The sequence below is a fragment of the Pseudomonas sp. T8 genome (assembly GCF_024610635.1).
In the GTDB taxonomy this organism is placed as follows: domain Bacteria; phylum Pseudomonadota; class Gammaproteobacteria; order Pseudomonadales; family Pseudomonadaceae; genus Aquipseudomonas; species Aquipseudomonas chlororaphis_I.
Genome location: NZ_CP102374.1, coordinates 130,412 through 144,655, shown reverse-complemented (window position 1 = coordinate 144,655; position 14,244 = coordinate 130,412). Strand labels below are relative to the sequence as shown.

At 65.6% G+C, this 14,244-nt stretch carries 10 protein-coding genes; 3 read left to right on the top strand and 7 right to left on the bottom strand.

Features of this window, described 5'->3' with window-relative positions:
- The 7 genes from NRG23_RS00585 to NRG23_RS00555 form a co-directional block, all read right to left on the bottom strand.
- A complete protein-coding gene (locus NRG23_RS00585) occupies window positions 1-963 on the bottom strand; it encodes a peptidylprolyl isomerase (protein WP_257373494.1) in 963 nt (320 codons plus the stop codon).
- A gap of 10 nt (window positions 964-973) precedes the next feature.
- On the bottom strand, window positions 974-1,654 hold the full coding sequence (narI, locus tag NRG23_RS00580; RefSeq protein ID WP_009049445.1) for a respiratory nitrate reductase subunit gamma: 681 nt from the start codon (window positions 1,652-1,654) through the stop codon (window positions 974-976).
- Window positions 1,647-2,402, bottom strand: coding sequence for a nitrate reductase molybdenum cofactor assembly chaperone (narJ, locus tag NRG23_RS00575; RefSeq protein WP_039968062.1), 756 nt, complete (start codon window positions 2,400-2,402; stop codon window positions 1,647-1,649). The genes narI and narJ overlap by 8 nt, the downstream gene beginning before the upstream one ends.
- Window positions 2,403-2,404: 2 nt before the next feature.
- Entirely contained in the window at window positions 2,405-3,943 is a 1,539-nt protein-coding gene (gene narH / locus NRG23_RS00570) for a nitrate reductase subunit beta (protein WP_025810408.1), read from the bottom strand.
- 9 nt (window positions 3,944-3,952) lie between these two features.
- Window positions 3,953-7,720 carry a nitrate reductase subunit alpha gene (locus NRG23_RS00565; protein ID WP_257373493.1) on the bottom strand — a complete coding sequence of 1,256 codons (3,768 nt, stop codon included), beginning with the start codon at window positions 7,718-7,720 and terminating at the stop codon, window positions 3,953-3,955.
- A 67-nt stretch (window positions 7,721-7,787) separates the two neighbouring features.
- Complete coding sequence (locus NRG23_RS00560; RefSeq protein WP_101282670.1) at window positions 7,788-9,185, bottom strand: NarK family nitrate/nitrite MFS transporter; 1,398 nt, start codon at window positions 9,183-9,185, stop codon at window positions 7,788-7,790.
- The gene (locus tag NRG23_RS00555) at window positions 9,172-10,467 is read right to left on the bottom strand and encodes a nitrate/nitrite transporter (protein ID WP_101282671.1); all 1,296 of its coding nucleotides are present in this window, start codon (window positions 10,465-10,467) and stop codon (window positions 9,172-9,174) included. Before NRG23_RS00555 ends, NRG23_RS00560 begins: the two co-directional genes overlap by 14 nt.
- 328 nt (window positions 10,468-10,795) lie before the next feature.
- On the opposite strand from NRG23_RS00555, the gene NRG23_RS00550 reads away from it, so the two are divergent.
- The 3 genes from NRG23_RS00550 (at window position 10,796) to NRG23_RS00540 (ending at window position 14,027) form a co-directional block, all read left to right on the top strand.
- Window positions 10,796-12,610, top strand: coding sequence for a HAMP domain-containing protein (locus NRG23_RS00550; protein ID WP_053269275.1), 1,815 nt, complete (start codon window positions 10,796-10,798; stop codon window positions 12,608-12,610).
- Window positions 12,607-13,254, top strand: a complete 648-nt coding sequence (narL, locus tag NRG23_RS00545; protein WP_009049452.1) for a two-component system response regulator NarL — start codon at window positions 12,607-12,609, stop codon at window positions 13,252-13,254. The genes NRG23_RS00550 and narL overlap by 4 nt, the downstream gene beginning before the upstream one ends.
- Window positions 13,255-13,349: 95 nt before the next feature.
- On the top strand, window positions 13,350-14,027 hold the full coding sequence (locus NRG23_RS00540; RefSeq protein WP_016704273.1) for a Crp/Fnr family transcriptional regulator: 678 nt from the start codon (window positions 13,350-13,352) through the stop codon (window positions 14,025-14,027).
- Window positions 14,028-14,244 lie beyond the last annotated feature (217 nt).

The window sequence follows — 14,244 nt, the reverse complement described above, 5'->3', positions numbered from 1 at the left end:
TTACTGCACCAGCGGCGAGTCGGCGCCTTGCAGATGAATGCCACGAATGTCCGCGGCGCCGATCAGGGTTTGCAGGTACTGCACCACAGCCTTCTGCCAGACGCCCTGTTGCAGCTGGTTGCGGATCGCCGTCGCCACCGCCTCGTAAGGCAAGGCCTGACCCTCGACCCGCTGGTCGACGCTGACCACGTGCCAGCCGTAACGGCTTTCCAGCGGCTTGGCCGCCAGCCCCGTCGCCAGACCGAACAACTGGCGCTCCAGTTCCGGCACAGTCTGGCCCTTGCTGATCTGCCCCAGGGAGCCGCCCTGGGCCTTCGACGGGCAGGCCGAATACTTCAGCGCCAGGGCAGCGAAACTGTCGGGCTGCTCGTCCAGGCGTTGCAGCAAAATCTCCGCCTGGACCTGGGCCGTGCTGCGCGCGCCGGCATCGTCCGGCGCGCATTCGAGGAGGATGTGCCGCACCGCCAGCAACGGCGCGCTGTGAAAGCGCCCGCGGTTGTTGTCGTAGTAACGCCAGCACGTGGCCTCGTCGCACTCCGGCACCTGCACCTCGCGTTCGAGCAGCAAGCGGGTGGCGGCCTCCTCTTCGTTCTCGCCGGCGCCGATCTGCAACGTCAGGCCGAGTTCGGCGATGCGCTGCTGCAACAGCTCGCGGATCACCAGCGCCCTGGCCGCCTGGTACACCGCCTCCTCGCGGCTGGCCGCCGGGTGATATTGCAGCTCCTGGGCCAGCGCCTGCGGGGTGATCGGCACCTGGTTGACGCTGATGATCGGCCACTCCTGCTCACTGCTGGCGATCAGTTGCACAGGCGCCTCGTCAGCGGCCGCCGGCTCATGGCCCGGCGGCGTGAAAGCCTGCACGCCCGCCTCTACTTCACTCTCTGGCAGCAGCGTTTCTTCGCGGGCCGAAGACCCGCAACCGCCGCTGCCGCCTTTACCGCCGCCACATCCACATCCAGACATGACTGCCTCCTCAGATTTTCTGCCGAACGATTTGATAACGCCGCCCCAGGTACCAGACCGGCGCGCTGACCATGTGCACCAGGCGGGTAAAGGGGAACAGCACGAACAGGGTCAGGCCGAGGAACACGTGCAGCTTGTAGGTCAGGCCGACCGGCGCGATGGCCGCCGCCGCGTCCATGGGCCGCAACATCACGGTGTTCTGCGCCCAATCGGCGAGCATCACCATCACCGAGCCGTCCATGTGCGCGGTGGAGGCGACTATGGTCAAAAGGCCCAGCAGCAACTGCGCCAGCAGCACCAGCAGGATCAGGATGTCCGAGGGGCTCGAGGTGGCGCGCACGCGCGGATCGGTGAGGCGGCGCTTGATCAGCATCAGCAAACCGATCAGGCACAGCAGGCCGAAGAAGCCGCCGGAAACCATCGCCAGCAACTGCTTGTGCTCGGTGCTGATCACGTGGTGATAGACCGAGGCCGGGGTCAGCAGGCCAACGAAGTGCCCGGCCAGGACGAACAGCACGCCGACATGGAACAGGTTGCTGGCCACCCGCATGCCGCGGTTGTCGAGCATCTGGCTGGAGCCGGCCTTCCAGCTGTACTGCGACAGGTCGAAGCGCGCCCAACTGCCCAGCAGGCAGATCGCCAGGGCGACATAGGGATAGATCCCGAACACCAACAGATTCCACTTAGACATTGCCCACCTCCCCGGCTGGCGCGGCGGCCAGCCCCTGATGCTGAAAATCCACCCAGTGCAGCGGTACCGCGCTTTCCTCCCGGGGCTTGCCCGGCGCGCTTGGCATGGCGCTGCAACGTTCCTGCTGCTCGGCCTTGAGAAAGTCCACTGCCTCCTCTTCCCAGACCTTGTCCAGGGCTTCGAGGGAGTCGTCGCGCGGCTCGGCCGCCACCTGCTCGCGCAGGTCGGCCACCGCCTGGTGCGGCTCCTCGCCAGCGATCTGCAGCAAGGCGCGCAAGCAACTGGCGTAGGCGCTCTCGCGCTCCTCCAGGCGCGCCGCGAGCAAGGCCAGCAGATGCGCGACATCGGCCAGGCCCTCGCGGGCCTCAAGGTCGTCGCGGGTGGAGAGGAACTCCAGGTACAGCGGGATGTAGTCCGGCAGCTCCTTGATGCCGATGGCAAAGCCGGCGGCTTCATACTGGGCGAGCATGTCGACCATGGCCTGGCCGCGGTCGCGGGACTCGCCGTGCACATGCTCGAACAGCAGCAGCGACAGCGAGCGGCCACGGCCGAACAGCGCACCGTAGTGCTCCTGGCCATCCATCAGGTCGTTGTTGCAGATCAGTTCCAGCAGCTCGAACAGCGCGCCGCGCTGCTTCGGGCTGATTTCCCGGGCCTGGATGATCGCCTGCTCCAGTTCGTCGCGGCCCTCGACCAGGGTTGCGCTCGGGTAGTCGAGCAGCAGCGAAATCACTTTCAGGATGCGCATGCTCATTCCTCCCACAGCTGCACGGTTTTCAGGACGTCGCGGCGGTTGGCCTTCTTCGCCCCGAACATATTGGTGTCGGAGCTGCCGCTGCAGCCACTGCCGAAACTGAAGCCGCAGCCGGAACGCTCGGCGAAGGCGTCGCTCATGGCCTCCTCGCGGTGTGCGCTGGGCACCACGTAGCGGTCTTCGTAGTTGGCGATGGCCAGGTAGCGGTACATCTCCTCGACCTGGCTCACACTCAGGCCGACCTCTTCGAGCACCCGCAGGTCCTGCACGCCTTCGACCTGTTCGGCGCGCTTGTAGGCACGCATCGCCAGCAGGCGCTTGAGGGCGCGCTTGACCGGTTTCTCGTCGCCCGCGGTCAGCAGGTTGGCCAGGTAACGCAGGGGGATGCGCAGGCTGTCGACATCCGGGATCACCCCGTTCATGCCCACGGTGCCGGCGGCCGCGGCGTTCTGGATCGGCGACAGCGGCGGCACGTACCAGACCATCGGCAAGGTGCGGTATTCCGGGTGCAGCGGCAGCGCCAGCTTCCAGTCGACCGCCATCTTGTACACCGGCGAACGCTGCGCGGCGTCGATCACCGATTGCGGAACCCCGTCTTCCAGGGCCTGGCGGATCACCGCCGGGTCATGCGGGTCGAGGAAGATCTCCAACTGCTTCTCGTACAGGTCCTGCTCGCTGGCGGTGCTCGCCACCTCGGCGATACGGTCGGCGTCATACAGCAGCACGCCGAGGTAGCGGATGCGCCCGACACAGGTCTCGGCGCACACGGTGGGCATGCCCGCCTCGATCCGTGGGTAGCAGAAGATGCACTTCTCCGACTTGCCGCTCTTCCAGTTGAAATAGATCTTCTTGTACGGGCAGCCGCTGATGCACATGCGCCAGCCGCGGCACTTCTCCTGGTCGATCAGGACGATGCCGTCCTCTTCGCGCTTGTAGATCGCCCCGCTCGGGCAGGACGCCGCGCACGCCGGGTTCAGGCAGTGCTCGCACAGGCGCGGCAGGTACATCATGAAAGTGTTTTCGTATTCGCCGTAGATGTCCGCCTGGATCTGGTCGAAGTTCTTGTCCTTGCGCCGCTTGGCGAATTCGCTGCCGAGGATTTCCTCCCAGTTCGGCCCCCACTCGATCTTTTCCATGCGCTTGCCGGACACCACCGAGCGCGGCCGCGCGGTCGGCTGATGGTCGCCCAGGGGCGCGGTGTGCAGGTGCTGGTAGTCGAAGTCGAACGGCTCGTAGTAGTCGTCGAGGCTCGGCAGGTCGGGGTTGGCGAAGATGTTCGCCAGCACCCGGAACTTGCCGCCGATCCGTGGGTTGATCGAGCCGTTGGCGTTGCGCACCCAGCCGCCCTTCCACTTGTCCTGGTTTTCCCATTCTTTCGGGTAGCCGATCCCGGGCTTGGTCTCGACGTTGTTGAACCAGGCGTATTCCATGCCTTCGCGGCTGGTCCAGACGTTCTTGCAGGTGATCGAGCAGGTATGGCAGCCGATGCATTTGTCCAGGTTCAGGACCATGCCGATTTGTGAACGAATCTTCATGACAACTCCTCAATCCATCTCGGTCGGCAGGGGGCGTGGCAGCTCATCGCCGTCCGAGCCATCGAGCCAGTCGACGCGGGCCATCTTGCGCACCACGACGAATTCGTCGCGGTTGCAACCGACCGTGCCGTAATAGTTGAAACCGTAGGCCTGCTGGGCATAGCCGCCGATCATGTGGGTCGGCTTGAGCACCACCCGGGTCACCGAGTTGTGGTGGCCGCCGCGGGTCTTGGTGGTCTCGGAACCGGGCACGTTCACGATCCGTTCCTGGGCGTGGTACATCATCACCATGCCCTCCTTGACCCGCTGGCTGACCACCGCCCGGGCGGTCGCCGCGCCGTTGGCGTTGAAGCATTCGATCCAGTCGTTGTCCTCGATGCCGGCGCGTTGCGCGTCGATTTCCGAGAGCCAGACAATCGGCCCGCCACGGCTCAGGGTGAGCATCAGCAGGTTGTCGCTGTAGGTGCTGTGGATGCCCCATTTCTGGTGCGGGGTGATCCAGTTCAGGACGATTTCCGGGTGGCCGTTGGTGCGCTTGCCCTTCACCGCCTCGATGGTCCGGGTGTTGACCGGCGGCCGGTAGCTCATCAGCTGTTCGCCGAACGCCTGCATCCACGGGTGGTCCTGGTAGAACTGCTGGCGGCCGGTGATGGTGCGCCACGGGATGTTCTCGTGGACGTTGGTGTAGCCGGCGTTGTAGCTGACGTGATCGTCCTCCAGGCCCGACCAGGTGGGGCTGGAAATGATCTTGCGCGGCTGCGCCTGGATATCGCGGAAGCGGATCGCCTCGTGGGCCTTGGACAGCGCCAGGTGGCTGTGGTCGATGCCGGTGAACGCGGACAGCGCGGCCCAGGCCTTGAGCGCCACATGGCCGTTGGTTTCCGGGGCCAGGGACAGGATCACCTCGGCGGCGTCGATCGCCGTGTCGATCTTCGGCCGGCCCTGGCTGATGCCCGCCGCGCCTTCGCGGTAATTCAGCTCGCCAAGGAATTTCACCTCCTTGTCGGTGTTCCAGTTGATGCCCTTGCCGCCGTTGCCGAGTTTCTCCAGCAGCGGCCCGAGGGAGGTGAACTGCTTGTAGATGTTCGGGTAGTCGCGCTCCACCACTTGCAGGTTCGGCGCGTTCTTGCCCGGCTGCGGGGCCACGCCGGCGGTTTTCCAGTCGGTGCCGCCGAACGGCTGGGCCAGTTCGCCGACGCTGTCATGCATCAGCGGCACGGTGACCAGGTCCTGCTCCACGCCGAGGTGCCCCACCGCCATGCTGGAAAACGCCTTGGCGATGCCCTTGTAGATTTCCCAGTCGGAACGCGATTCCCAGGCCGGGTCGATGGCCGCCGACAGCGGGTGGATGAAGGGGTGCATGTCCGAGGTGTTCATGTCGTCCTTCTCGTACCAGGTGGCGGTCGGCAGGACGATGTCGGAATACACGCAGGTCGAGGACATGCGGAAGTCCAGGGTGGTGACCAGGTCGAGCTTGCCGATGGCGCCCTCGTCCACCCATTCGGCCTCTTGCGGCTTGCAGTCGCCGACCTGGCCGATGTCCTCGTTCATCACCCCGTTACGGGTGCCGAGCAGGTACTTGAGCATGTACTCGTGGCCCTTGCCCGAGGAGCCCAGCAGGTTGGAACGCCAGATGAACATGTTGCGCGGGAAGTTCTGCGGGCTGTCCGGCTGTTCGCAGGCAAAACGCAGGCTGCCTTCGTGCAGGCTCTTGACCACATAGTCCTTGGGCGCCATGCCGGCTGCGGCGGCGTCGCGACAGATGTGCAGCGGGTTGCTGTTGAGCTGCGGCGCGCTGGGCAGCCAGCCGGCGCGTTCGGCGCGGATGTTGTAGTCCAGGGCGTGCTCGGGGAACTGGCTCTTGTCGGCCAGCGGCGAGAGCACGTCGTGCATGCTCATCTTCTCGTGGCGCCATTGCGAGCTGTGGGCGTAGAAGAAGCTGGTGCCGTTCATCTGCCGTGGCGGACGGCTCCAGTCCAGGCCGAAGGCCAGGGGCAGCCAGCCGCATTGCGGACGGAGTTTTTCCTGGCCCACGTAGTGGGCCCAGCCGCCACCGGTCTGGCCGACGCAACCGCAGAGCATGAGCATGTTGATCAGCCCGCGGTAGTTCATGTCCATGTGGTACCAGTGGTTCATCGCCGCGCCGACGATGATCATCGAGCGCCCACGGGTCTTGTCGGCGTTGTCGGCGAACTCGCGGGCGATCTGGATCGCTTTCTCGCGGCTGACGCCGGTGATCTGCTCCTGCCAGGCCGGGGTGCCGGGCACGCTGGCGTCGTCGTAGTCCTTGGCCACGTTGGCGCCGCCCAGGCCACGGTCGATGGCCAGGTTGGCCGCCGACAGGTCGAACACCGTGGCGACCTTGACCTGGCTGCCGTCGGCCAGGGTCAGGCTGCGCACCGGCACCCGGCGGTATTGCACGGCGTCGCCGGCCACGTGCTGGAAGTGCTCCTGGGTTTCGCCGGCGAAGTACGGGAAGGCCACCTCGGCGACATCGCCGCCGATCAGGCTCAGGTTCAGGTCGATCTCGCGGCCCTCGCCGCCTTCGCGGGCGAGGATGTTCCACTTGCCCTGCTCGCCCCAGCGATAGCCGATGGAGCCCTGGGGCGACACCAGCTCGCCGCTGGCGTCGATGGCGATGGTTTTCCATTCCGGGTTGTTGTCCTGGCCGAGGTTGCCGGCCAGGTCCGAGGCGCGCAGGAAACGGTCCGGCTGGTAGCCGGCCCCCGGCGCGGTGCCGAGCATCGGCTTGAGCAGCACCAGCACCGGCAGGTCGGTGTAGCGCTTGGCGTACTCGGTGAAATAGGCGCTCGGGCGGTCGAGGTGGAATTCCTTGAAGATCACATGATTGAAGGCCTGGGCCAGCGCCGCGTCGGTGCCCTGCTTGGGGTTGAGCCAGAGGTCGGTGAGCTTGGCCACTTCCGAATAGTCCGGGGTGATGGCCACGGTCTTGGTGCCCTTGTAGCGCACCTCGGTGAAGAAGTGCGCGTCGGGGGTACGGGTCTGCGGAACGTTGGACCCCCAGGCGATGATGTAGTTGGAGTTGTACCAGTCGGCCGATTCCGGCACGTCGGTCTGCTCGCCCCAGACCATCGGCGAAGCCGGCGGCAGGTCGCAGTACCAGTCGTAGAAGCTCAGGCAGGCGCCGCCGATCAGCGACAGGTAGCGGGCGCCAGCGGCGTAGCTGACCATCGACATGGCCGGGATCGGCGAGAAACCGACGACCCGGTCGGGGCCGTACTGCTTGATGGTGTAGACGTTGGCCGCGGCGATGATCTCGTTGACCTCATCCCAGCTGGAACGGATGAAGCCGCCCATGCCACGCTTGCTCTTGTAGGACTCGGCCTTGGCCGGGTCCTCGACAATGCTCGCCCAGGCTTCCACCGGCGCCAGGCTCTGGCGCGCCTGGCGCCACAGCTTGAGCAGCGGCTTGCGGATCTTCGGGTACTTCAGGCGGTTGGCGCTGTAGATGTACCAGCTGTAGCTGGCGCCCCGCGGGCAGCCGCGCGGCTCGTGGTTGGGCAGGTCGTTGCGGGTGCGCGGGTAGTCGGTCTGCTGGGTTTCCCAGGTGATCAGGCCGTTCTTCACGTAGATCTTCCACGAGCAGGAACCGGTGCAGTTCACCCCGTGGGTGGAGCGCACGATCTTGTCGTACTGCCAGCGCGAGCGGTAGACGTTCTCCCAGTCGCGGGATTCCTTGCGGGTCTCCCCGTGGCCCTCGGCGAACTCGCTTTGCTTGCGGTTGAAGAACCGCAGTTGATCCAACAAATGACTCATGGTGCTTTCCTCTCAGGCTTGCCGCGGGGTTCTGTGCCCCGCCGGCAAGGTTTGGATTCGGGTCGTGTCAGCAGGGAGTCGCCGCGCCTTTGCGCGCGTACCACCACCAGGTCACCACAATGCAGCTCAGGTAAAAGCCGACGAACATGTAGAAGGCCATCTCCGGGCCGCCGGTCTGGGCCATGGAAGTGCCGAAGGATTTGGGGATGAAGAACGCACCGAAGGCGCCCATGGCCGAGCTGAAGCCGAGAACCGCGGCCGACTCCTTGCCGGCGTTTTTCAGCGCCTGCTCGCGCACCGCGGCGCTTTGCCCGGCGGCGGCCTTTTCGTGCAGGGTGCGGAAGATCACCGGGATCATGCGGAAGGTGGAGCCGTTGCCGATGCCGGTGGTGATGAACAGCAGCATGAACAGGCCGAGGAAGCCGTAGAAGTTGCCGCCGGCGCCGTTGTGCGGGAGAAAATGAAGAACCCCGAAGACCATCACGATCATCGCCACGAAGTTCCACAAGGTGACCCGGGCACCGCCCAGCTTGTCCGCCAGCCAGCCGCCCAGCGGCCGCACCAGGGCGCCCACCAGCGGGCCGAGGAAGGCGAATTTCAGCGCCACCACCTCCGGGAACGCAGTCTTGATCAGCAGCGGAAAGGCCGCCGAGAAGCCGATGAACGAGCCGAAGGTCGCCAGGTACAGCCAGCACATCAGCCAGTTGTGCTTGCGCTTGAAGATCACCGCCTGCTCGCTGAACGAGGCCTTGGCGCTGGACAGGTCGTTCATGCCGAACCAGGCCAGCAGGGTCACCGCGATAATGAACGGCACCCAAAGAAAGCCGGCATTCTGCAGCCACAGCTGGCTACCATCGGCCAGCACCTGGGGCTGCCCGCCGAGCCAGCCGAACAGGCCGAAGGTGATCACCAGCGGCACGCAGAACTGCATCACCGACACCCCGAGGTTGCCCAGCCCGGCATTCAGGCCCAGGGCCGTGCCCTGCTGCGACTTGGGGTAGAAGAAGCTGATGTTGGACATGCTCGAGGCGAAGTTGCCGCCGCCGAAACCGCAGAGCAGCGCGATCAGCACGAATACGCTGTAGGGGGTGTTCGGGTCCTGCACGGCAAAGCCCATCCACAGCGACGGCAGCAGCAGCGAGGCGGTGCTCAGGGCGGTCCAGCGGCGGCCGCCGAAGATCGGCACCATGAACGAATAGAACACCCGCAAGGTGGCGCCGGACAGCCCCGGCAGCGCCGCCAGCCAGAACAGCTGGTCGGTGCTGAAGCTGAAGCCGATGGCGTTCAGGCGCACGATCACCGTGCTCCAGACCATCCACACGGCAAAGGCCAAGAGCAGCGCGGGAATCGAGATCCACAGGTTGCGGGTCGCTGTCTGCTTGCCGCTGCGCCCCCAGAAAGCGGGGTCTTCCGGGCGCCAGTCATGAATCACCGGGCCTGAATCGGGCTTGTTAAGAACCGACATGTTCTTCTCCTTGGGCAATGCTGGAAAACGGGGACGAGGTGGCCGGCGGCTGTTTGCCCAGCAGCGGGCGCTTGCGGATTTCGCTGAAGTACATCCAGGTGAGCGACACCCAGACCACGCCGTACATCAACATGAAGCAGGAAGAGCGCACGCCGGTGAGGTCCACCAGGGCGCCGAACAGGATCGGCAGGACGAAGCCGCCGAGGCCGCCGGCCAAGCCGACGATGCCGGACACCGCGCCCATGTTTTGTGGGTAGTCGTTGGCGATGTACTTGAACACCGAGGCCTTGCCGAAGGCGAAGGCGATGCCCATGACGAACAGCAGCACGGTGAACAGCGCCGGGCTCAGGCCGATGTGAAAATCCAGGGAGCCATCGACGGTGTGCACTTGCAGCTGGGTCTGCGGGTAGGACAGCAGGAACAGGCAGATCCAGCTGACCCAGAGCACCCACCAGGTCACGCTCTGGGCGCCCCAGCGGTCCGACATCCAGCCGCCGACGGCGCGCAGCACGCCGCCCGGCAGGGAGAAACAGGCGGCCAGCAGCGCCGCGCTCTGCAGGCTGAAACCGTATTCCTGCACGTAGTACTGGGTCATCCACAGCGCCAGGGCCACGTAGCCGCCGAAGACGATCGAGTAGTACTGGCAGTAGCGCCACACCGCCGGGTCCTTCAGCGCGCCCAACTGCTCGCGCAAGGTGGCGCCGGAGGCACTGCGGTGGGCCTTGTTGTCGGCGCTGAGAAACCAGAACAGCAGCGCGGTGATGAACAGGATGGCGCTGAAGGCCTTTGGCACCAGTTGCCAGCTGCCGGCGGCGATCAGCGCCGGGGCGAGAAACTTGGTCAGCGCGGCACCAGCGTTACCGGCGCCGAAGATGCCCATGGCGAAACCCTGGTTGTCCTGGTCGAACCACTTGGCGACGTAGGCGATGCCCACCGAAAACGAACCGCCGGCCAGGCCGACGAACAGGCCCAGGACCAGGAACTGCCAGTAGGCCGTGGCGTGGCTGATCAGGTACAGCGGCAACACGCAGCACAGCATCAGCAGGAAGAACACGCTGCGCCCGCCAAAGCGGTCGGTCAGCAGGCCCAGCGGCAGGCGCGCCAGCGAACCGGTGAGCACCGGGGTGGCGGCCAGCAGGCCGAACTGGGTTTCGTTGAGCTGGAGCAGCTCCTTGATCGGCACCCCGAGCACCGCGAACATCATCCAGACCATGAAGCACACGGTGAAGGCCAGCGTACTCATGCCCAGCACCAGGCCTTGTCGCACACGCGGTTGGGTCATCTCGCTCTCCAGTCAGTCATTCATGGCCGCAGACTAGAGAGGCGAACCCGGTAAAAACTTGACCCGGGTCAATGAAGCCCGGGGCCTCACGGGCCTATGCTTGCGCCGCCTACCTCCAACGAGGTAGTGCCGAAAAACCTCTGAACCCTTTGTTTATCAGGCTCTTGCCTTGGCTCCACGAGGCGCTTGCACGGATCCGATGGACAACAACTCTTTAGAGGTAGAGCGCCAGGGACCGGCGGCAAAACCATCGCCAGCCGCCCCTGGAGCCGTCCATGCCTGCCCTCCCCTCATTCATCCACAGCCTGCTCAGCTGTGGCCCGCGCCCATGATCCGCTGGCTGCGCAGCTCCCTGCCCGCCCGCGCCGGCCTGGCGGTGATCCTGATCGCCGTGCTGGCGCTGGCCAGTTCCCTGAGCGCCGGGCTGATCGCCTGGTTCAGCCAGGGCGACGCGGCGGCCATCAATACCGCGGGCTCGGTGCGCATGGAGACCTACCACCTGAGCTGGAAGCTGGCCGCCGGCGCCAGCGCCGAAGACCTCCAGCGTATCCGCCAGAGCCTGCAACAGCGCCTCGACAGCCAGTCGCTCAGGGCCGTGCTGGAAGACGGCGCCGACCCCGACCTGCTGGGCAGCTACCGGCAGATCCAGCAACGCTGGAACGACGAATTGCAGCCGGCCCTGGAACGCCAAGATGCCGCGGCGTTCCAGGCCCTGGCCCTGCCCTTCGTCGAACAGCTGAACCAGTTCGTCAGCCTGCTGCAACGCCAGAGCGAACATAAGCAGACCTGGCAACAGCTGATCCAGGGCGCGGCGCTGTTCACCACCCTGTTCGTCCTGCTGCTGGGCCTGTACGAGCTGCAATACAGCGTGGTCACGCCGTTGCAGGAACTGGTGGAAGCCACCCAGGGTTTTCGTCGCGGCGAGTTCCAGGTGCGGGTCAACCACCAGTCCCAGGACGAGCTGGGCCAGCTGGCCACCAGCTTCAACGCCATGGCCGAGACCATCGAGCAATCCCACCGCACCCTGGAAACCCTGGTGCGGCAAAAGACCCATAACCTGCAACAGGCCAATGCCGCCCTCGAGCTGCTGTACCAGAGCAGCCGCAGCCTGGCCACGCGACTGGCCAACGCCGAAGGCCTGGACGAGTTGATCCGGCGTTTCCAGCAGCGCCTGCCGGGGCTGCGCCTGTCGCTGTGCCTGCAAGGCCAGTTGCAGGCCCCGGCGCAGCAGCTGATCGCCCTGCATGGCGCCAGCAGCCGGGATGTCTGCGCGGTCAGCGATTGCGCCAGCTGCCAGCGCCACCAGTCCATCAGCCGGCAGAGCTTCAGCATCAGCAACCAGGGCAGCGAACTGGGCGAGCTCAAGGCGCACTTCCTCGACGGCCATGCCCCGCAAGCCTGGGAAACCGAACTGATCCAGGCCCTGGCCAACCTGATCGGCACCTCGCTGTCGCTCAAGCGCCAGCGCGAACAGGACCATCGCCTGCTGCTGTTCGAGGAGCGCGCGATCATCGCCCGCGAGCTCCACGACTCCCTGGCCCAGGCCCTGTCCTACATGAAGCTGCAGGTCAGCCGCATGCAAACCCTGATGCGCCGTGGCGAACCGGTGAGCACCCTGGAGAACGTCACCGCCGAACTGCGCGAAGGGGTAAACAATGCCTACCGCCAACTGCGCGAACTGCTGACTACCTTTCGCCTGCAGATCCACGATGCCGGGCTGGTGCGCGAGCTCGAAGCGACCACCGAGGAGTTCTCGCGCCGCGGCGATTTCCAGGTGCACCTGCAGCTCGACAGCCTGGCTTTCGAGCTGTCGGCCAGCGAGCAGATCCACCTGTTGCAGATCACCCGCGAGGCGCTTTCCAACTGCCTGCGCCACGCCCACGCGGAGAATGTCTGGCTGCAACTGCGCCAGCACGGCGAAACCCTGCGCCTGTCGATCGAGGACGATGGCCGCGGCTTCAGCGGCGGCCACGACACCAGCGGCAACCAGCGCGAACACCACGGCCTGAACATCATGGATGAGCGGGCCCGCAGCCTGCATGGCCAGTTGCAGATTTTTTCCAGGACGCCCCAGGGCACCCTGGTGCAGATGGAATTCCGTCCGGAGTTTCTCGGAGTCCCCACAGAAGGTAGCGCCGCATGAACCCATCCCCCACCTACCGGATCCTGCTGGTCGACGACCATCCGATGATGCGTCGCGGCATCCGCCAGATGCTCGAACTGGAAGACGACCTGCAGATCGTCGGCGAGGCCAGCCACGGCGAAGAAGCCCTGGGCCTGATCGAGCCGTTGCAGCCCGACCTGGTGCTGCTCGACAACAACATGCCGCAACTCAACGGCATCGAGACCCTGCGCCGCCTGCGGACCATGGACTATCGCGGCAAGGTGCTGCTGTTCACCGTGTCCGACGCCGAGGACGACATTCGCGACGCCCTGCGCCTGGACGCCGACGGCTACCTGCTCAAGGACATGGAACCCGAGCTGCTGATCCAGTACCTGCGCGATGCGCTGAACGGCGCCCTGGTGATCAGCCCGGGGCTGACCCGGGTCATGGCCCAGGCCCTGCGTTCACCGCCGCGCCAGCCGGAAGTGGAGCTGACCGAACGCGAGCGCCAGGTGCTCAAGACCATCGCCAGCGGCTACAGCAACAAGGTCATCGGCCACAAGCTGGGCATCACCGAAGGCACGGTCAAGGTCCATGTGAAGAACCTGCTGCACAAGCTCGGCCTGCGCTCGCGGGTCGAGGCCGCGGTGTGGGCGATGGAGCACCTGCGCAACGCCGGCTGAGCCGCGTCTCGCCCTCTGCCCCTTTAGAGGTAGGCCGGCGGAGGCATAGGCCATGGCAGCCCCGCGCTCTACCATGGCCGGCAGCGGAGGTACCCATGCTGACCCACCCTTCCATCGTGCTGTTCCTGCGGCGCCATCATCTGTTCAGCCAGTTGCCGGACAAGGTCTTCGAGGAGGTCTGCGCCCAGGCCAGGCTCAGGCGCCTGCCCAGCCACAACACCCTGATGCACCAGGGCGACCCGGCCAAACGCTTTTTCCTGTTGGTCAGCGGCCAGGTCAAGCTGTACCGCATCAGCGGCGAAGGCCAGGAAAACCTGGTGGAAATCATCCAGCCCGGGCAGACCTTCGCCGAGGCCCTGCTGTTCAGCCAGGCGCGCTTCTACCCGGTGAACGCCAGCGCGCTGAAAGACAGCGTGCTGATCAGCATCGACGGCAACCATTACCGCCACGCCCTGGAGGACCAGCCGCAGGTGTGCCTGGCAATCCTGGCGAGCATGAGCGTGCACCTGCACCAGCGCCTCAAGGACATCGACACCCTGACCCTGGGCAGCGCCAGCCGGCGGGTGGTGAATTTCCTGTTGCAGGAACGCGACCCGCTCAGCGGCGAGGTGGTGCTGCAGGTGTCCAAGCGCCTGGTGGCCTCGAAGCTGGGGATCCAGCCGGAGACCTTCTCGCGCATCCTCCATCGTCTGGTGGACAGCGGCCTGATCGCCATGGAACGGCGCACTATCCTGATCCTCGGCGCCGAGCAACTAGCCACCTACCAGGGCTGACCCCAATCGGTGAACACCGCCCCTGTAGGAGTGCAGCTTGCGCGCGATGAACCTGAGGGCAATGCGGGGTGTCAGGTTGCGCGCGTCATCGTTGACGACCATCGCGAGCAAGCTGCGCTCCTACAGGGGGTAGCCGGAGCCGCACACGGTCTTGTGGTCGCTACCCAGCGCAGCGAGGCTGCGAACGAGGACTGGCCGGACACCTGTAGGAGCGCAG